The organism is Neobacillus sp. FW104-15D2 (assembly GCF_058790155.1).
Genome location: NZ_JBYTCJ010000026.1, coordinates 38,268 through 58,095, shown reverse-complemented (window position 1 = coordinate 58,095; position 19,828 = coordinate 38,268). Strand labels below are relative to the sequence as shown.

Below are 19,828 nucleotides of genomic sequence, written 5' to 3'. Positions count from 1 at the left end.
ACTGAAGTGATATTCTTTTAGGAAAATCATAGCAAAAACAGTAGAAACGTACCAGGGAAAGTATTGATTCAATAAGTAAGACAGATCTAGTTAAAAGTAACTTTTAAAAATTGTTCGCGTCTAAAAAGGAAAGGAGTGAGAATATGAAGGTTTTACTGATCTTTCTTATTGTTTTAGGAATAGTGGGATGTTCTTCAAATAATATTGAGGAGGTTATAAATAAACACAATGATATTGAAAATCTGGAAGGCTTAAATAGATTTGCAGAAAATGTACAGAATCAAAAAGAGGCTAAAATAAATTATGTTCAGTATGGGATTGAGGGACAACACGGTGTAACAACATTATCGTTCAATGGAAATGACATTCATGTTTCGAATAGTGTAGATGGTAAATTTATTGAAAAATATAACTGCAGAAAACTGGCGGTTAAAACAGAGGAATTGAAAAAGTATATTCTTACCAAATGTACCAATGTTGATGGTGATTATGAACTGCTTTCATTTTCTAATAAATAGAGGAGATTAGCTGATATTTGTAGTTTTCTGATGGCATTCTTGTGGACAGCATTTCTGGCAAACAGCCAGGTAATTGTCCAGTTCCTGGCTAATAGAAATAGCTTCGCTGCTGTTTAATCCAAGTTCTAAACCAGCCCTTATTAACTCTTTTCTAAGGAACTCTATGTGTTTGCGAAGTTCTTCAGATGCTTTTATTTTGAGGGTGTCTTGATATTTCATAGAGATTCTCCTTTAAAAAGAATTAAATATATCACAAAACAAAATTATACCAACCGAAACATGAAAAGTATATATAAGCAGTGTGAAAATAAGTAAATATTAGCTATATTTCGTTAATTTTAGCCCCTGGCTTTCCTGCCACTCGGCATATAACACTTCTTTATATTCTTTTATTTTTTTCTTAGATAATTGATTTTTAAGCCATTCCTCATCAAGGCCGGCTTCTTTAAGATTTTCAGCGACTACTTTCCCGTCCAAAATAACAGCGAAGGGCAGGTTAACTTCTTTCTTTGGAATATTTAAGTCTTGATTCCTTGGGGCTCCATACTCAAATTTTGGTGCAACACTGATCTGTCCATCTCGTTCCAAAATCACATATTCAGCGTCATATATAGAAAAATAACCCTGTTTTCGCATAAGATGCTGCAATTGATTAAGATCAATATGGTTTTTTTTCAAATGTTTATAAAGAATCTGTCCTTTATAAATTAACATGGTGGGTTTTCCTTCTAATATTGCTCTGAGATAGGAGGATTTTTGTGTTAATAATTCTACAAAATAGATTAATAATCCCCAAATAAAAATACTAAAGATAATTTGTTTTAATCCTATCTTATCATCGAACACCGCATCTCCAACCAGATTTCCCATAACAAGTCCAGTGATAAAATCAAAAGGGGTTATTTGTGAAAACTGAATTTTCCCCAAGAATTTCAATATAACAAGAAGAGCCAAAAACCCTACAATCAGTTCGATTGCTATATCTTTGTACATAACCATAAATAACTCTCCATATCTAAGAGGTTTTTTCTTCTAATATAGATTGTTCAGATTCCCATACTTTATGTGCTTGTTCCATAAAAAGCAGAAAAGAGAATGCGAATATGCATTCTCTTTTCTCTATAGTCATTTATTTTCCGTTTCCAGGTCCCACATTGCGTGAAACATTAACTGTTTTACTTGAATCAGTCTCCGAAGTGGCAGTAAAGGTAAGTGATGTAGGAACTGGCTGAACTCCATCGGAGCTGTTTTTAGGGATTTTCACATACACTGGAACAGTTACCGTTTTTCCTGCTTCCACTTCGATTACATTATTTTGAAGCTGCAATTGCCAGCCAGCATCTGTTTTTGCATTAAGACGGATGAGATCAGTCGCTTCTCCGGTATTTGTTACATTGAAGTTGTAGACGGCGACCTTTCCAGGAGCTGCAAATTCGGATGTGCTATTAAATGCCTGAACTCCTCTGGCGAATGGACCTGAACCGTCGATATTACGGACTGCAACCCGATAGGAAAGGGCTCCGGCTGAGTCGCGTTTTTTCCCTAGGATATAAAAATGGAGCCGGTTATTTTCATCAGTATATTCGCTGACAACTCCTTCACCGGTTCCTGCCTTGAAAAGACCATCGGCGAGCTGCTGGTAATCTCCTTTGGATAACATAGAGGTTGTTCCGTCTGGTCTATTGAAATCAGGCAGATTAATATCATCTTTATGAGAGTCGATGACCCAAATGTTTGGTGCAGCCTCCGTGTTTTTTGTCTTTGCTAATAATACACCTGAATCAGGCTCGAATGAATCAAAGCCAACCCGGTCTACCACTTCAAGGGTGTAGTTATTGTACCATTGTGCTCCACGCTGCATATCGGCCCGCCAGTCATCATTTAAGGAGTTAACAGGGGTGTTATCCACCATGCTTATATTAATGCCATGCAGACCTTGCCTTTCAAAAGCATTACCAGTCGGGACCTCACGTGAAACAATATCAGTGAAAACGGGACCACTTTCTGCAAGCTTGTCACGGTCTAGGCTTAGATATTGATCGGGTGTAAGGAAGCCTTGTTTGATTTTATTTCGAAGCATATGATGAGAAGGAGCTGATGCGCCTAAAAGGGATGGAACCTGCCAGCGGGTGTGAGGACCGCCGGGACCATTAAAGCTGCCGCGGCTCATCAATTCCCATGGGCCAGAGTAGGAACGGGAAACAGGGATTCCATAAGGATTGTTGTAATTGTCACCAAGGGTCATAATATGTCCGAACTCATGTGCAAAGGTTCCCATGCCATCATTTTCACCCTGTAGGGATGTACCACCGCCGGCGCTTGACCAAATCCCTTTCGCTGCATACCAGGAAGTCCATGGAACATAGCGCGTTTTAGCGGCATTTGGCATACCAGTTATGCCGGGGCCGAAGGAATTTGTAACGGATTCAGCATTTTGAAACATCATTTCACCAAATTCCTGCCACACCCCGGACTCGTCATAACCGGAATGTATGACAAATCGGAAATCGAAGTTTTCGCCTGATGCAGCAATATCCGCCTTAGCTTTTTCAACAGCTTCTGTTCTCAGGTTTCTGCCCTTAAAGCCTGAAGGCATATTTGCCAGCTGGCCAAATTCATTCAGTCCGTATTCAAACTCATTGCCATCCATACGGTAAGGGCCAAATGACTTTAATTCAATTTTCCATTTTCCAAAGGAATTCTCTCTCCAATAACTATTGACAGTTTGATAGTGATTAAGACTCGAAGGTTTGTTAAGGAAGTCTTCCCAAAAATTTCCTATCTGATCACGTGGAATATTCCCTGTTCCGATAGGGTTACCGGCAATCTCAGCACCTGGCTGCTGACTTAAAATGAAGGGTCTGTCCGGAAAATCAACTAGAATTAATGCGCCCCTTATGACTCGATCAGGTTTTACGTCAGATGTATTCCAGTCGATGCCCGGAACAGGCTTATAATCATTCCAGGTCATATCACGGGGAAGTTCCCATGACTGTGAATCCACCGGCATCGGAAATTCTGATAATCCTGGCTGTTTAGCATAGGCTGTAGATGCCAATGTTAAAAAACTTGCCAAAAAAATGACTGACTTTTTCAATGTCTTCATAACATCCATCCCTCCAAAATATGTATGAACAAGTAAATGTTACCATTAAGTGAAGAGGTGAAGAGTGAATTAAAGTCAGAATTTTCAAAATAAGTATACAGTCGTAATCCTAAAGAAGTAATTCTACTTTTTAGCAGCTTTTATGTTAGTTGTTTAGAACTATTTCTCAGTTTGAAGGGAAGTTTTATATTTTTGTAGAATTAAAGTATTTATGAAACGAGTGACTTTAATGGATTCAAAACCATTTAAAAGAACATGAAATCTTTGGAGTAGAGAAGGACCGGGAAGAAAACAGTGGAAAAGGGTAATTATTAACCAAAAAATAAACACTGGGGGAAGAGTATGGAGAAAATAAATAACGGGACAATTATCGGAAATGTCGCAGCTGTCAGCTTGAGCGCAACACATACCTTTAGTAAGCCCAATCAAACTTCAATAAAATTATTGAAAGGATTAGGAGTTGAAGGAGATGCTCATTCTGGTGTAACTGTGAAGCATCGATCACGAGTGGCACAAAATCCAGAAGAGCCTAATTTAAGACAAGTACACCTGATTCACTCAGAACTATTTGAGGAGTTAGGGAACCGTTATACCATTGAACCTGGACAAATGGGTGAAAATATTACAACAACTGGATTGAATCTTCTTGAACTCCCAACGGATACTATATTAATTATTGGCCAAACAGCTCAGGTTAAAATTACGGGCTTGAGAAACCCATGTTCCCAAATAGACCATTTTCAGCCGGGACTAATGAAAGCTGTTCTGGGTAAAGATGCTGAGGGTAATCTCATCCGTAAATCAGGAATCATGGGAATCGTGCTGGAAGGCGGGGAAGTAAGGAAAGGTGATTCTATATTAGTTAAACTTCCATCAGAGCCTTTTAAAAAATTGGAGGTAGTCTAATAGGATGGAGCTTACGGTTGAAAAAATAGAAGATCTTTTAGCTATTGAGTATTCTCATTTAGTTTTGGAAAGTAAGGAAAAGGGATTTCGATTTCTTGATCGGTTAGTAAATGATTATAAAAATGGAGAGAACAACTTCGATAAGGACGGAGAGTCTTTATTTGGTGTCTTTAATCAGCATGGTACCCTGATTGCTCTAGGTGGATTGAATATAGACCCGTTTTCGGGGGATGAAAAAGTTGGCAGGCTAAGGAGATTTTATGTTTCTGATACTTATCGTAGGAAGGGGATAGGAACACTTCTATTGAATACCATCGTTTCAGAAGCAAAACATTATTTTAATACGCTTGTGTTACGTACACATACCGCAGAGGCTGCTAAATTTTATATAGCATATGGATTTTATAAAGACGAGATTCGTCCTAACTCTACACACTATATAAACTTATAATTTAATAGAAACAGCTACATAAGAGCAAGCAACATAAAATAGTAGATTGAGAAAAGCTTTTCTTCTTTTTGAAGGGAAGCTTTTTTTCATGTTTGGGAGAGGACAATTAAGTAAGCGCTATCATTATTTCGTGCACCAAAATATTTTTATATAATGTATTGATTTTTAAGAATATTTGAACTAGTATAATAAAATAAATTAATTGATAGAAAAAACAGAAAATTAATTGGAGGGTTTTAAATGAGAGTAATCGAGAAAATCAGCGGCTTTGCCGGGAAGACATTTACACTATGGGTTTTGGTCTTTGCTGTTCTTGCCTATCTTATGCCAGAGAATTTCAAGTGGGTGGGAGGTTACATTGTTCCTCTGTTAGGTATTGTCATGTTTGGAATGGGCCTAACACTTGAGTTATCTGATTTTAAAGAAGTTCTGAAAAGGCCCAAGGAAGTGTCACTTGGAGTGATCGGGCATTTTGTTATCATGCCAGTTATTGCCTTCTTGCTGGCGGTCGGATTGGATTTACCAAAGGATGTAGCAGTAGGGGTTATTTTAGTGGGATGCTGTCCGAGTGGAACTGCCTCCAATGTTATGGTGTTTCTTGCAAGGGGAAATGTGGCGCTTGCAGTAGCGATTGCCTCTGTATCTACTATTCTGGCTCCAATTGTAACACCGCTGCTGATCCTGCTTTTTGCAAGTAAATGGGTTAATATCAGCGTAGCTTCCTTATTCTTATCTATCGTACAAGTAATCATTGTTCCTTTACTTGTTGGCTTTATCATTAAAAAGTTCTTTGGAAAACAAGCAAAAGCCGGAGCAAAAGCAATGCCGCTTGTTTCCGTTATCGCTATTGTGTTAATCGTATCTGGTGTGGTAGCCGGAAGCGCGGAAAAACTAGCGCAAACTGGTTTGCTTATTTTTGGAGTAGTAATCCTACATAATCTTCTTGGATTTTTATTAGGTTTTTTCTTTGCTCGGTTGTGTGGTATGGACCTGGCGAAACAAAAAGCAGTATCAATGGAAGTTGGTATGCAGAATTCAGGCTTGGGTGTCGCCATCGCCACAGCTCATTTTTCGCCATTAGCGGCAGTACCTAGTGCTATCTTCAGTGTATGGCACAATCTATCCGGTTCCGTTCTTGCAAATATTTATAGCCGAATGAAAGATAAAAATGAACCAGATCAAAATATCACCCCTGACATGCAGCCAGTAAATAAAGGAGTTTAATCTATATAACCACCTTGTGCCAAGTGCACATGGTGGTTTTTTTAGTATTCTTTATAATAAGATTTATGTGAGTTACCAACAGGAGGGGTGTATGATGTTTGTACATAATATTGATCAAGAATTATCTTTAAGATTACTAGATTTAAATGATGCTGAAAGAATTTTTGAACTAACCGACAAATCCAGGAACCATCTTAAAGAGTGGCTGCCTTGGCTCGATTTTACAACCCAAGTGGAGGATTCTAAGGAATTCATTCAGGGTACAAAAAACGGTTATGCAGCAAATAAGAGCATGACTACCGCTATTTTATTCTGTGGTGAAGTGGTGGGAGTCGCTGGGTTCAATAGTATCAATTGGTCAAACAAAACAGGATATATTGGTTATTGGCTGGGGGAAGAATACCAGCGGAAAGGAATAATGACCAAGGTTGCTAAAGCCTTAACTGATTATGCCTTTAAGCATCTCAAATTAAATAAAGTAGAAATTAGGGCTGCAGCGGGGAATAAAAAAAGCAGAAGCATTCCAGAAAAACTGGGCTATATAAAGGAAGGAACGATACGGCAAGCCGAATGGTTATATGATCATTTTGTAGACCATGTTGTTTATGGAGTATTAGCAGAAGAATGGAATAATAAAATATAGTTGAAGTCAGCCATATTGGGCGGGCTTTTTATAGGTGTTAATTTTCAAAATGGATGGTGGATTTTTGTGCAAATTGGATGGTTAAAAAATTCCCCCATTAAGATATGATTAAAGTATTAAAGTGATTAAAATATAAGAGGTGCAGCATGGATATTATGTTTGGGTTGGTTATCTTTATATTAATCTTATCTGTGGTTTCAACTTTATTATTAACCGGAAAGTCTGATGCAGACTATAGCAGTTCAACCAAAAAAAATACTACTACCTTAACCTTAATTTATGCTGTGATTATTTTTTTTGCGCTAACTTCATTAGGAATCTATATTTGGTTAACTTAAGAATGAATGTCTAATCTATAGTCATAGGCTATAGATTATTTATTTGGATTTAGTAATAAGTTATTATAGTAAAACAATACCTATATTAAATGAAGGATGTAGCATATGGATTGGCAACCTGACAGAGAATCTAGAGTACCAATTTATAAACAACTTGCTGGATATATTGAGAATGGGATCGCTGATGGGACTTTTCCTCCGGATAGACCTTTACCTTCAGAAAGAAGTTTCGCTAAAGAACTTGGAATAAATAGAAGTACAGTAATTGCTGCCTATGACGAATTAGAATCAAATGGTCTAATCGAAAGAAACCGAGGAAGCGGCACAACAATAAGCAAGGATATTTGGGGAATTACAAAAAAACGAATCCCAAGCTGGAATAGATACATTGAAGCTGGATCGTTTTTGCCCAATTTACCTGTTACTCAAAAAATAAGGCAGAAATCAGTGGAAAGTAAACTAATAAATTTAGCAAGCGGTGAATTATCTGAAGATCTTTTCCCAATGAGTTCCCTAAGAGAGATTACATCTAACCGGTCCTTTATAGGAACATTGGGATATGACCACCCCCAGGGAAATGCGATTCTTAGGGAAACTCTTTCTAACCATGTGAAACGATACCGCAGTATAGAAGCAAACCCTTCGTCTATTTTAATTACATCTGGAGCTCAGCAAGCTTTGCATCTTGTTGTTCAATGTTTGTTGAAACCCGGAGACGCAGTTGCTATAGAAAATCCATCATATAATTATAATCTGCCGATATTTAAATCAGCAGGGATCAAAACGTACTATTTAAAAGTCGATCAGGAAGGTATAAATCCAGACGATATAAGTGATTTATACAAAAAGCATCGTATCAAGATGATATTTTTGAATCCTATTTACCAAAATCCTACAGGTGTACTAATGGCTGAAGAACGACGAAAAAGAGTCCTTGAACTATCTTCAGAATATGGGATTCCAGTGGTAGAAGATGATCCATACAGCTTAACTTCCTTTTCAGGTGAAAAAATTCAAACTCTCAAATCACAAGATTTTAATGGAAATGTTTTATATATTAGTTCACTGACAAAAATTGTCGCTTCAGGTTTGAGAATAGGGTGGATTATTGGGCCAAGGGCAGTTATAGAAAGATTATCTGATGCCAAGCAACAAGTGGACTTCGGACATGCCAGTTACAGTCAATGGATTGCAAATGACTTTTTAGACTCCAAAAATTTTGAAATGCATATTAAAAGTTTAGTAAGTGAGCTTGAAAAAAGAAAAGACCAAATAGTCGAGAGCCTTCATTCCTTTTTAAAGGATCGAGTAGATTTTTACATTCCTCAGGGAGGAATTCATTTATGGTGCAGGATTAAAAAAGAGTTTAATGAAGTACAATTGCTGGAAGAATCAATTAAAAAAGGAGTCATATATGTTCCGGGTTCCACTATGGGATCTGAAAAGGGGTTTGTCCGTTTTACGTTCGGAAGGGAAAAGGAAGAAAATATTAATGAAGGAATAAAAAGGTTTGCTAATGCTCTTACTACAATATCCTCCTAAAATAAATTAAGAAATAAAAAGACAGTCTTTTAAAGACCGTCTTTTTTAGCTAATAAGAATTTAAATCAATAAATTCTTATTGCATAATGACAACTACCGCTCTGCTCTCAACGAAGGCTAGCTAATCGCCAAGTTTTTTTATGCTGACATTGCCCCTTTTTGGAGGCCATCTGAAAGTACACTATAGGCAATGACTTTCTTTTTATATTGTTTTACGACATCAATATGGTCGGCATAGCTGAACACCAATAACCTAGCATCCATTTTCCCTACTTTTGTATCAATAACTATAGGAGTTACACCGTTCCCTGGATATAAATACATATCCTCGTTTCCGGGCCATATATAATAACGTTCTAAAAAAGTAGCTTCGTTAAAATAATTGATTACTTGTTTTTTATCTTCAACTGTTAATGGTTTTCCGTTGATAGATATAATAGCATTTGCTTCATTAAGTTCAGCATGTAATTTAAATTTGTTGATTAGCCATTCTACAACACCTGTTGGCATGCAGGTCATTAATATTTTCACAAGACTTATGAGAACCAAGGAAAGTACCACAACCCAAGTCATATTTCATCACCTCCGTAACTCTAGCTTGATTTAGACACCATTGAAAGGTGGTGCCAATATCAACATACCACTTTGAAAATATTTGAGACCCCTTTTACCAGGGACCACTTTTTCTTAAATTTAAAAGGGTATAGTTTTGAATCACACTTATATATATTACCGCTGACTGAGTAATTATTAACCATCCATTTCTCTTGAAAATATACCATCCAATTTAAATAAAGAGGGGAGGAAGGGAGAGGAAGGGAGATTTCTTGAGATGAAAAAAAGCCGGGAACCACTTTCGGAACCCGGCTTTTGTCATGATTAAGCTTTTACTGTTTGAAAAAATTGTGGTAAATACTCTTTGTGCGCTTCTAACATTTCATCTAAAATTTGTTTTGCGATTCGGTCAGAAGGAACAAGAGGATTAATGGTCATTGCCAGTAATGCAGTATTATAATCACCAGTTACTGCAGCTTCTGAGGCTACACGCTCAAATGATTTAATTTGCTGGACAAGACCCTGGACTGCAACTGGAAGTTCACCAACAGCAATTGGCTGAGGGCCTTCTTTAGTAATAATGCAGTTAACTTCAACTGCTGAATCAGCTGGAAGATTTGATATGGCACCATTATTTCTTGTGTTCACTGGCTGAATATCACGCTTGTCATTATAGATTGAATTGATAAGGTTGCAGGCAGCATCACTGTAATAAGCACCACCGCGTTTTTCTAATTGAGTTGGTTTTACAGCTAAATCAGGATCTTTATAAAGTTCAAAGAGTTCTTTTTCAACCTGCTTAACAACCTCAGCACGGGTTCCTTCTTCATTAGCAGCTCGCGTCTCTTCTTCAAGCATTTCACTTGTTTTATAGTAGTAACGGTGGTATGGGCAAGGGATGGCTTTTAATCCGCGAAGGAAGTCAGGCTCCCAGTCGATTGCTTTAATATTTTTCATGCTCATTGAATTTCCTGGGTTCGCCATTTTTTCAATAACATCTTCAAGTACGCTCACACCATCTACATACACATTTAAACCAAATACCATATGGTTAAGACCAGCGAAGTCAATTTGTACTCTTTCAGCCTCTACTTCAAGCATTTCAGCTGTTCTCATTTTGATACCCACAGGAACATTGCAAAGGCCAACTACTTTTTTGATATTGCTGTAGCGAAGAACAGCTTCCGTTACCATTCCTGCCGGGTTTGTAAAGTTTACTAGCCATGCATTAGGGCAGAGTTCTTCGATATCTTTACAAATATCAAGGATGACTGGAATTGTTCTTAAGCCTTTAAATAATCCGCCTGGTCCGTTTGTTTCCTGGCCAATGACATTATATTTTAATGGTATTCTTTCATCTTTTGCACGTGCATCCAATAATCCCACACGGAATTGTGTTGTTACAAAGTCTGCGTCTTTAAGGGCTTCACGGCGATCAAGAGTTAAATGTACCTCGATTGGAAGACCGGCTTTTTCGACCATCCGTTTTGCAAGAGAACCGACGATATTTAATTTTTCCTGGCCTGCTGGAATATCAACGAGCCATAACTCGCTAATCGGAAGTTCATCGTATCTTTTAATAAATCCCTCTACCAGTTCAGGAGTATAACTTGAACCCCCGCCAATCGTTACAATCTTTATCCCTTTTTTCAAGATGGAACACCTCCGGTTATTTTAACTGCTTCCATGAAAGTGTACATCCAAATACCAAGAGTGGTAAGTATAAAAGGGGATTTAGGTACGAGTGTCATTAAATGTGATTTGTTTCTATTTTGGAACACAGTGTTTTTTGGTATGATTAATCCAAATAGGCCTCGGGGAGGGGACATTTCCTTTGTTTTCAAATGAAGAAATTAGCAGTTTTAATGAACTGGAAGTTTCATTATATAATTATATTTCAAAAAACAGCGATAAAGTAATTTACATGCGGATTAGGGAATTAGCAAATGAAACACATGTATCGACTTCAACTATATTAAGATTTTGCCGCAAATTAAATTGTGAGGGTTATGCCGAGTTTAAAGTGAAGCTAAAGCTTTTTTTAGAAAAAGAAGAAACCCCCAGCCTGAGAAGTCCACAGGATTCTCTGTCTGAATTTATGGAGAGAACATTAAAAGGAAATCTTGATTCGTACATTACGGAGGCTGCGGAAGTAATCGCCAATGCAGATAGTGTTATATTTATTGGGATTGGGAGTTCTGGTATTTTAGCTGAATATGGTGCTAGGTATTTCTCAAGCTTAGGGAAGTTCTCACTTTACATTAAGGATCCCCATTTTCCTATCAGTGCTAAATATCTGGATAATAGTACAACGATTGCACTGTCAGTATCGGGAGAGAATCGATTTACCATTACTCATATTAATCAATTAAAAAAAGAGGGAAGTAAAATTATTAGCATTACCAATACACAATATTGTACAGCTGCCAAAATCTCAGATATAAATATTCCTTACTATGTTACAGAGGAAAAGTACGATAATTCGAATATAACGACCCAAATACCGGTGATTTACATTTTAGAAGCCATTGCACGTGAAGTATATAAACTTTCTCAAAAATAAGGATAAATAAAAACAGCAAGGTTTAATCCTGATGGGATCCGCAATTTTTGCTTTTATAAACAACGAAGTTCACCAAAAGAGCCTATAGCAATATAAAAAGCCCATTTCCTTTATCACAAAAGAAATGGGCTTCTACTTTTAGATACGGATTTAACTGTATTGTATACGAGAAATTAGAGCATTTCTTTTTTTGTTGAGAATGGTTAACCCATTAGTTTAAAACAATTAAACTGCGTGGTTCTTAACAGCTTCTGGAATAACAGTTTGGTTGTCTCCAATTAAAGTGATTTCGCTAAATGGTGAATCTTCTCCCACTCTCGAATTGGCCTTGATGACAGCTCCGCTTCCTATAACCGCTCGATTAATTTTGGCATTTTCACCAATTATCGTATTAGGCAGAATGACAGAATCCTTAATTATGGCTCCTTTTCCAATCGTCACTCCGGAAAAGAGAACAGAGTGTTCTACATCTCCAAACACTTTGCAGCCTTCACTTACCAAAGATTGATCCAGATTGGCCTTTCTGTCTATGTAAGCAGGAGGCTTAATTTGTTCATGGGTGTAAATGGTCCATTCCTCTTTTTGCAGGATGGTATTTGAGTCAACCGATAACAAATCCATATTTGCTTCCCAAAAGCTTGGAATTGTACCGACATCCTTCCAATATCCCTGATAATTATAGGCATAGACATCACGGTTATCACCAATCATGGAAGGGATAATATCTTTCCCAAAATCTTTTGAAGAGAAATGGTTATTTTCCTCGTTTTCAAGGTACTTTTTCAATAGCTTCCAATTAAAAATATATATCCCCATAGAAGCTAGATTGGATTTTGGATCCTCAGGCTTCTCTTCGAAATCTACAATTCTGCCGGAATTGGGTTCCGCATTCATAATTCCAAATCTGTTTGCTTCTTCCCATGGCACGTGAATAACTGAAATAGTTGCATCCGCCTGGGTTTCCTTATGCTGAGCAAGCATTTTACTATAATCCATTTTATAGATATGATCACCCGATATAATCAGGACGTATTCCGGGTTGTAGCTTTCAATATAACGAATGTTTTGGAAAACGGCATGGGCTGTTCCTTCGTACCATCTTTCACCTAACTCACACTGGTAAGGAGGAAGGATAGTTATTCCGCCATTCCTTCTGTTTAAATCCCAATGTTTTCCGTCACCAATATAATTTTGCAGGGTATGAGGCTGATATTGGGTAAGAACACCGACTGTATCAATACCTGAATTACTGCAATTACTTAACGTGAAATCAATTATTCTATACTTTCCTCCAAAGGGAATGGCTGGTTTTGCTATATATTGAGTTAATTCCTTTAATCTTGAACCTCTTCCACCAGCTAATAGCAAAGCAATACATTGTTTTTGTGTCATGAATGTTCCTCCAAGGCGTATTTTTAAAGACCTATAAACGGTCATCTTCCCAAAGTTTGTAGTAAAGCTCTTCTAATTCCAGTTCCTCCTCAGAGGTCAGTGTTAGGGTATCCTGAAGCTTTTCAAGGTCATAAGTAATTTTCATCAATTGGCTCCTTTAGGTTGTGTGTCTAAGCAATTATGTGTTCCATTGTAACAAACCACTAATTGGTACTAAACGGAAAAATAACGACCAATCCAGTCCGATTTCGACACATCTATAGAAAAATCCAACCTGCCAATTAAGACCTGATGTTATTTACTGTTTAACTTTATATACAGATGTCGAATTTTATCAAAAACTTTTAAGGCAAATGTGTCATTTTTGCTAAGGGGGGATAATTTTATATTAGAGAGTTAAAGGGATGAAGTATGAAAGCAAATGACCGAGGGGTTTAAATAAAGTGATATACCTTGGACATTTATTTCTATAAAAAAAGCCCCCTTTGAAAGGGGGATAGTGATTATTAATATTTTTCTAAAGGCATGCCTTCTGCAGGTCTGGGAAACGTCAGATTAATTAGTGTTACATCTTCCTGAGACAGATTCCATCCGATAGCATCCAGATTGCTTTTAATATGTTCAATGTTTTTTGCTTTAGGTATGGTTACGAGACCTTCTTGTCTAAGAATCCAATTGAGCGCTACCTGATAAGCCGTTTTACCATATTTGGCTCCGATTTGGTTTAGGATCCGTCTCTGTTCTGTACCTTCATGAGGAAAACCGAGACCGCCAAACAACTCAGGTGCATATCCGAAAGGGGAGTAGCCCATAACAGTTATACCCTGCTCCTGGCAAAATGGCAGAACATTGTTTTCAATTCGTCGGTCATTTAAATGGTAGCCTACCTGGTTGCAGGATAAAGCATTGATACCCAGTGCTTTTTGAGCCTCTTCCATTAATTCAGGGGTATAATTACTGACACCTATATTTTTCACAAGTCCTTTTTCAACCAAATAAGTCATTCCGCGCATGGTTTCTTCTACTTCATAATCTTTGCTGGGCCAATGCTGAAAGTACAAATCAATATAATCCGTCTTTAATCTTTCAAGGCTAGCTTCTGCCGCGTCAATAATACCCTGGTACGAACAATTCCGGGCAAGAACCTTGGTAGAAATAAAGACATTGCTTCGACAGTCCTGTGTAGCTTTAGCAACAATCCTTTCTGAACCTCCATTACCATATCCCTCAGCAGTATCAATCAAAGTCAGTCCATTCTCAATCCCAAATCTTAACGCTTTAATTTCTTCCTTTGCAGATGCAGGATCTTCACCAAACTTAAAAGTTCCTTGCCCTATAACTGGAATTTCAATTTCTGATTTCCCTAAATATGTATAATTCACCGATTTCACCCTTTCCTCTTATTCTAATAAAATCATAACAACTGCAAGTGGCGATTAGCAATTTATATGAGAAGGAAAAAGGACATTGAGAACATATCTTAACTACAATAGAGTCAGTTTGTTCACAATAGGGGATATTAAGAGCTTTCATGCGAGATTATGAGTGGAGTTTATCCTCAAGATAGCAGCAATAGTTTTAAAATTATCTGAGTTTAAGATCATTGATGATTTTGCTTGATGTTGAATCGGCGGGAAGGCAAGCGTGGCGGGAGCCGAGAGAGGAAATTTACCGGCAAGTTTAACAGAGCCTTAGAATTAGAATGAACGGGATTCAACCGTTATTATTAAGAATCTTAATAGTTACGATAATTAATATGTATTTTACTAATGCTTCTCGTTTAGGTAAAGTCAAATTAGAAAAGTTTCGAGTAATGGATACGTCATTATAAGGGCATGTCTTTATTAAAACCGACTTGACTTATAGGAATTGTCAAACTAAGATAAGATTATCTCATTTAATATACGAAATACGATTATAAAAGATTGTTAGAATCCGTCATATTTAAAATTGACGTTTGATAAGTTTAAATTCTTTTGTGAGGTGGACACATTGCAACTTCAGGTAATAAACAGTCCGTTTAATCAGGAGCAGGCAGAGCTCCTTAACCGTCTTCTGCCAACCTTGACAGAATCTCAACGATTCTGGCTAAGCGGGTATTTAGCCGCTTCTCAGTCTGGTACAGCTGTTGACACAATTGCGGGCAGCAAACCATCAATAAACAGCGGGCAGGCAGTTTCTAAGGAAGTAACGGTTTTGTTCGGGTCACAAACAGGGAACGCTCAAGGTCTTGCGAAGAATGCTGCTAAAGCATTAGAAGGCCAAGGGTATCAAGTTTCTCTTTCTTCCATGAAGGATTTTAAACCAAATAACCTAAAGAAGGTTCATAACCTCCTTATTATCGTTAGTACACAGGGAGAAGGCGATCCGCCTGACAATGCACTTGTATTCCATGAGTTTTTGCATGGCAGACGTGCCCCTAAGCTGGAGGATCTTAACTTTTCTGTTTTGGCTCTGGGTGACAGCTCTTATGAGTTCTTCTGCCAAACAGGAAAAGAATTCGATAAGAAGCTGGAAGAGCTTGGCGGAACGAGACTTTATCCACGTTTTGACTGCGATCTTGATTATGATGAACCTGCAGCTGAATGGCTTCAAGGAGTCATTCGCAGCCTAAATGAAACGCAAGGTGGCAGCGCTGCACAGGATTTAACACCTGCAGTGCCTCAAACAGCTGGAACAGTCTATTCCCGTACCAATCCTTTTAAAGCGGAGGTTCTTGAGAATTTAAATCTAAATGGCCGTGGCTCAAATAAAGAAACACGCCATCTTGAATTGTCTCTTGAAGGCTCAGGTCTTGAATACAAGCCAGGAGACAGCCTCGGAGTTCTTCCTGAGAATGATTCTGTATTAGTTGCACTTCTTCTAGAAGAATTGAAATGGAATCCGGAAGAAACGGTAACTGTCAAGCAGGGAGATGAGCGTTCATTTAAGGACGCGCTGACTTCTTACTATGAAATAACGGTGTTAACGAAGCCTCTGCTTCAAAAAGTGGCGGAGCTATCAAATAATGAAGATTTGAAAAAGCTTGTAGCGGCTGGGAATGAAGAGCAATTAAGAGGATACCTGGATGGTCGCGATTTAATAGATTTAGTCAGGGATTTCGGACATTGGGGAGAATCTCCTCAGCAGTTTGTCTCTATTCTTCGAAAAATACCGGCTCGCCTGTATTCGATTTCCAGCAGCTTAAATGCTAACCCAGAAGAGGTCCATTTAACGATTGGAGCTGTACGCTACCAGGCACACGGCCGCGAACGGAATGGAGTTTGCTCCATCTATGCTGCCGACCATATAGAGCCAGGTCATACAGTATCGGTGTATGTTCAGAATAACGATAACTTTAAGCTTCCTGAAAATCCTGAAACACCAGTTATCATGGTAGGGCCTGGTACAGGTGTGGCACCGTTCCGGGCATTCATGCAGGAGCGTGAGGAAACAGGTGCGGAAGGCAAGTCCTGGATGTTCTTCGGTGATCAGCACTTTAGAACGGATTTCCTTTATCAGACAGAATGGCAAAAATGGCTGAAAAATGGAGTTTTGACAAGGATGGACGTTGCGTTTTCACGCGATACTGATGAAAAAGTTTATGTCCAGCACAGAATGCTTGAACAGAGCAAGGAATTGTTTAAATGGCTGGAAGAGGGTGCCGTTGTGTACATCTGCGGAGATGAAAAGAAAATGGCCCATGATGTCCACCATACTTTGATCGATATAATCGCCAGAGAAGGCGTACTGAGTACAGAACAGGCAAAAGAATATCTAGCTCAGATGCAGCAGCAAAAACGTTATCAGCGAGATGTATACTGATTCAAATAGAAGGGAGTACTGAACATGGTAAATCCAATTTTAAAAGCGCCAGAGGGCAAGCCGAGTGATGTTGAAGATATTAAAGAACGAAGTAACTATTTACGCGGTACTCTTAAGGAAGTAATGCTGGACCGGATCTCTGCCGGAATTCCTGAAGACGACAATCGACTTATGAAACACCACGGAAGCTATCTGCAGGATGACCGCGATGTCCGTAATGAACGTGAAAAACAGAAGCTCGAGCCTGCTTACCAATTTATGCTGCGCGTTCGAATGCCAGGAGGAGTTGCAACACCTTCTCAATGGCTTGTAATGGATGAGCTGGCTGATAACTATGGAAACGGCACCTTGAAGCTTACAACCCGCGAAACTTTCCAAATGCACGGAATCCTAAAATGGAACATGAAAAGCACCATCCAGCAAATCCATGGAGCATTACTGGATACGATTGCAGCCTGCGGCGATGTAAACCGTAATGTAATGTGCACTTCTAATCCATATCAGTCTGAAATTCATGCGGAAGTTTATGAATGGTCTAAAAAATTAAGCAACGATCTGCTTCCAAGAACTCGTGCATATCACGAAGTTTGGCTGGATGAAGAGAAAGTGGCCGGTACTCCGGAAGTAGAAGAAGTCGAGCCAATGTACGGCCCGCTTTATCTGCCTCGTAAATTTAAAATCGGCATTGCCGTACCGCCGTCAAATGATATTGATGTTTTTTCACAGGATCTAGGTTTCATCGCGATTATTGAAGATGACAAACTCGTTGGTTTTAACGTTGCTATCGGCGGGGGAATGGGGATGTCCCATGGTGATACAGCAACATATCCGCAGTTAGCCAAAATCATTGGTTTTGTTAAGCCAGATATGCTTTATGAAGTTGCTGAAAAAACCATTACCATCCAGCGTGACTACGGAAACCGTTCTGTACGTAAAAATGCCCGTTTCAAATATACCGTTGACCGTTTGGGTCTGGAAAATGTGAAGGCAGAGCTTGAGAACCGCCTTGGATGGAGCCTAGAAGAAGCTAGACCTTACCATTTCGAAAATAACGGCGACCGTTATGGATGGGTAAAAGGAATTCAGGGAAAATGGCATTTAACACTTTTTGTCGAAGGCGGACGTATTGCCGATTTTGATGGCTACAAGCTGAAGACAGCGTTAAGAGAAATCGCCAAAGTCCATAAAGGAGATTTCCGCCTTACTGCCAATCAGAACCTGATTATTGGCAATGTTTCAAGCCAGAAAAAGAAGCAGATTAATGAGCTTGTAGAAAAATTCGGTTTAACGGATGGAAGCCAATATTCTGCACTAAGACGAAACTCAATGGCTTGCGTAGCCCTTCCTACTTGCGGATTGGCTTTTGCAGAAGCTGAGCGTTATTTGCCGCAGCTTATTGATAAAATTGATGAAATCGCAGATGAGAGCGGATTGCGCAATGAAGAAATTACAGTACGTATGACAGGCTGTCCAAACGGATGTGCACGCCATGCATTAGCTGAAATTGGCTTTATTGGAAAAGCAGTTGGCAAATATAATATGTATTTGGGAGCGGCCTTTGACGGAAGCCGTTTGAGCAAAATGTATCGTGAAAATATTGGTGAGGAAGAAATTCTAAACGAATTGCGTGTACTTCTCCCTCGCTATGCCACAGAGCGCCTGGAAGGCGAGCATTTCGGAGACTTTGTGGTCCGAGTGGGAATTATTGAAGCTACAACTGACGGTACAAACTTCCATAATTGATAGATAAGCAAAAAGACAGGATTTCTACTTCCTGTCTTTTTTGTTCGTTTTAGCAGCTTTTTCAGACTCAGTAAATTTTCGATCATATTTATTCGCCAAAGCAGGTACATTGCGAATATAGTTCTGTGTTTCACCTAGAATTCAGTACATTGCCCGGTCCGGCATTATAAGCGGCCAGTGCCATTTCCAGGTTTCCGAACCGATGAAGCTGTATAGCCAAATATTTTGTTCCGCCATCAATATTCTGAGCGGGGTCGTCTGGGTTAACACCCAGCCCTTGGGCGGTTCTGGACATTAACTGCATTAAGCCTGTTGCACCTGCGGGACTATGGGCATCTGGATTACCGCCGGATTCCTGCTCGATAACGGCTGCAATCACAGCAGAATCGATGCCGTATTTCATTGAAGCGGCTTGAATTTCCTTTCCCCAGCGCATTACTTTATCAGATGAATCGTATTCAACAAAGATCGGCTTTTCTTCTACAACCTTAACAATCATTGGTTTTCCATCTTCCGTCATAATCTTGACATTCACCATATCTAATAGAGCACTAAATCCATCATTTAGATTGGCTTTAATGATATCCCAATCGGTTAAAGCAGCTTTTGTATCAGGTGGCTCTATAGTATTAAATTCATAGATAGAAAGGTCCTTAAACCTGCTGTTTTTAGCTATTTCGTCACTGATACTTGTAAGTTTTTCATTTTGTTTACTTCCGGGGAGTCCAATCTTTAAAGCTAGCAACTGAACTGTACTTTTCATGTTGGTTTTAAAGATTAAAAGTTTCTCTTTTTTATATGCTTTTGTATCTGGTATATCCACCTTTCCCTGAAATGGCATGTAAGTCTGCCTTCCCAGGGGCTCCTGGCGGGTTAACTGGTCAATCGCCCAATTTTCCGCAGGCTCCCAATTCATCTTTCCAGCTGCATATACTAACACCGATATAACTCCTATTAAAATGAATACCTTCCGAGAAAAAGGCCAGATCCATACCTTTAGCAAATAAATAATATACTTTTTTAGGGAAACAAGATGTTTTTTC

General features: G+C 38.7%; 18 protein-coding genes. 10 read left to right on the top strand and 8 right to left on the bottom strand.

Annotation, left to right across the window (positions count from 1 at the left end; all coding sequences use genetic code 11):
• Positions 1 to 143: 143 nt before the first annotated feature.
• Entirely contained in the window at positions 144 to 518 is a 375-nt protein-coding gene (locus AC3WR0_RS18840; RefSeq protein WP_492553760.1) for a DUF4362 domain-containing protein, read from the top strand.
• A gap of 6 nt (positions 519 to 524) precedes the next feature.
• On the opposite strand, the gene AC3WR0_RS18835 is transcribed toward AC3WR0_RS18840, so the two are convergent.
• From AC3WR0_RS18835 to AC3WR0_RS18825, 3 genes are all read right to left on the bottom strand, one after another.
• Entirely contained in the window at positions 525 to 737 is a 213-nt protein-coding gene (locus tag AC3WR0_RS18835) for a Spo0E family sporulation regulatory protein-aspartic acid phosphatase (RefSeq protein ID WP_492553759.1), read from the bottom strand.
• 99 nt (positions 738 to 836) lie between these two features.
• Positions 837 to 1,517 carry a DUF421 domain-containing protein gene (locus tag AC3WR0_RS18830; RefSeq protein ID WP_492553758.1) on the bottom strand — a complete coding sequence of 227 codons (681 nt, stop codon included), beginning with the start codon at positions 1,515 to 1,517 and terminating at the stop codon, positions 837 to 839.
• A gap of 130 nt (positions 1,518 to 1,647) precedes the next feature.
• Positions 1,648 to 3,624, bottom strand: coding sequence for a M6 family metalloprotease domain-containing protein (locus AC3WR0_RS18825; RefSeq protein ID WP_492553757.1), 1,977 nt, complete (start codon positions 3,622 to 3,624; stop codon positions 1,648 to 1,650).
• A 342-nt stretch (positions 3,625 to 3,966) separates the two neighbouring features.
• On the opposite strand from AC3WR0_RS18825, the gene AC3WR0_RS18820 reads away from it, so the two are divergent.
• From AC3WR0_RS18820 to pdxR, 6 genes are all read left to right on the top strand, one after another.
• Positions 3,967 to 4,530, top strand: coding sequence for an MOSC domain-containing protein (locus tag AC3WR0_RS18820; RefSeq protein WP_492553756.1), 564 nt, complete (start codon positions 3,967 to 3,969; stop codon positions 4,528 to 4,530).
• A 4-nt stretch (positions 4,531 to 4,534) separates the two neighbouring features.
• The gene (locus AC3WR0_RS18815; RefSeq protein WP_492553755.1) at positions 4,535 to 4,981 is read left to right on the top strand and encodes a GNAT family N-acetyltransferase; all 447 of its coding nucleotides are present in this window, start codon (positions 4,535 to 4,537) and stop codon (positions 4,979 to 4,981) included.
• Between the two features lie 240 nt (positions 4,982 to 5,221).
• Entirely contained in the window at positions 5,222 to 6,205 is a 984-nt protein-coding gene (locus AC3WR0_RS18810; RefSeq protein ID WP_492553754.1) for a bile acid:sodium symporter family protein, read from the top strand.
• A gap of 94 nt (positions 6,206 to 6,299) precedes the next feature.
• On the top strand, positions 6,300 to 6,848 hold the full coding sequence (locus AC3WR0_RS18805; protein WP_492553779.1) for a GNAT family N-acetyltransferase: 549 nt from the start codon (positions 6,300 to 6,302) through the stop codon (positions 6,846 to 6,848).
• A gap of 146 nt (positions 6,849 to 6,994) precedes the next feature.
• Positions 6,995 to 7,186, top strand: coding sequence for a hypothetical protein (locus AC3WR0_RS18800; RefSeq protein WP_027319814.1), 192 nt, complete (start codon positions 6,995 to 6,997; stop codon positions 7,184 to 7,186).
• A gap of 105 nt (positions 7,187 to 7,291) precedes the next feature.
• Complete coding sequence (gene pdxR, locus AC3WR0_RS18795) at positions 7,292 to 8,728, top strand: MocR-like pyridoxine biosynthesis transcription factor PdxR (protein ID WP_492553753.1); 1,437 nt, start codon at positions 7,292 to 7,294, stop codon at positions 8,726 to 8,728.
• Positions 8,729 to 8,866: 138 nt separating this feature from the next.
• Here pdxR and AC3WR0_RS18790 read toward each other — a convergent pair whose 3' ends face one another.
• Positions 8,867 to 9,301, bottom strand: a complete 435-nt coding sequence (locus AC3WR0_RS18790; protein ID WP_492553752.1) for a YfmQ family protein — start codon at positions 9,299 to 9,301, stop codon at positions 8,867 to 8,869.
• A 306-nt stretch (positions 9,302 to 9,607) separates the two neighbouring features.
• The gene (locus AC3WR0_RS18785) at positions 9,608 to 10,936 is read right to left on the bottom strand and encodes a 6-phospho-beta-glucosidase (RefSeq protein WP_492553751.1); all 1,329 of its coding nucleotides are present in this window, start codon (positions 10,934 to 10,936) and stop codon (positions 9,608 to 9,610) included.
• 181 nt (positions 10,937 to 11,117) lie between these two features.
• Here AC3WR0_RS18785 and AC3WR0_RS18780 point away from each other — a divergent pair, with 181 nt between their 5' ends.
• Positions 11,118 to 11,846, top strand: a complete 729-nt coding sequence (locus tag AC3WR0_RS18780) for a MurR/RpiR family transcriptional regulator (protein WP_492553750.1) — start codon at positions 11,118 to 11,120, stop codon at positions 11,844 to 11,846.
• A gap of 225 nt (positions 11,847 to 12,071) precedes the next feature.
• Here the strand turns inward: AC3WR0_RS18780 and AC3WR0_RS18775 are convergent, their stop codons facing one another.
• Both AC3WR0_RS18775 and AC3WR0_RS18770 read right to left on the bottom strand, forming a co-directional pair.
• Positions 12,072 to 13,238, bottom strand: a complete 1,167-nt coding sequence (locus tag AC3WR0_RS18775; RefSeq protein WP_492553749.1) for a glucose-1-phosphate adenylyltransferase — start codon at positions 13,236 to 13,238, stop codon at positions 12,072 to 12,074.
• A gap of 506 nt (positions 13,239 to 13,744) precedes the next feature.
• Positions 13,745 to 14,620 carry an aldo/keto reductase gene (locus tag AC3WR0_RS18770; RefSeq protein WP_492553748.1) on the bottom strand — a complete coding sequence of 292 codons (876 nt, stop codon included), beginning with the start codon at positions 14,618 to 14,620 and terminating at the stop codon, positions 13,745 to 13,747.
• A gap of 610 nt (positions 14,621 to 15,230) precedes the next feature.
• Here AC3WR0_RS18770 and AC3WR0_RS18765 point away from each other — a divergent pair.
• Both AC3WR0_RS18765 and cysI read left to right on the top strand, forming a co-directional pair.
• Entirely contained in the window at positions 15,231 to 17,042 is a 1,812-nt protein-coding gene (locus tag AC3WR0_RS18765) for an assimilatory sulfite reductase (NADPH) flavoprotein subunit (RefSeq protein ID WP_492553747.1), read from the top strand.
• A 24-nt stretch (positions 17,043 to 17,066) separates the two neighbouring features.
• Entirely contained in the window at positions 17,067 to 18,785 is a 1,719-nt protein-coding gene (cysI, locus tag AC3WR0_RS18760) for an assimilatory sulfite reductase (NADPH) hemoprotein subunit (RefSeq protein ID WP_492553746.1), read from the top strand.
• Between the two features lie 130 nt (positions 18,786 to 18,915).
• Here cysI and AC3WR0_RS18755 read toward each other — a convergent pair whose 3' ends face one another.
• The gene (locus AC3WR0_RS18755) at positions 18,916 to 19,725 is read right to left on the bottom strand and encodes a lytic transglycosylase domain-containing protein (RefSeq protein WP_492553745.1); all 810 of its coding nucleotides are present in this window, start codon (positions 19,723 to 19,725) and stop codon (positions 18,916 to 18,918) included.
• Positions 19,726 to 19,828: the final 103 nt, after the last annotated feature.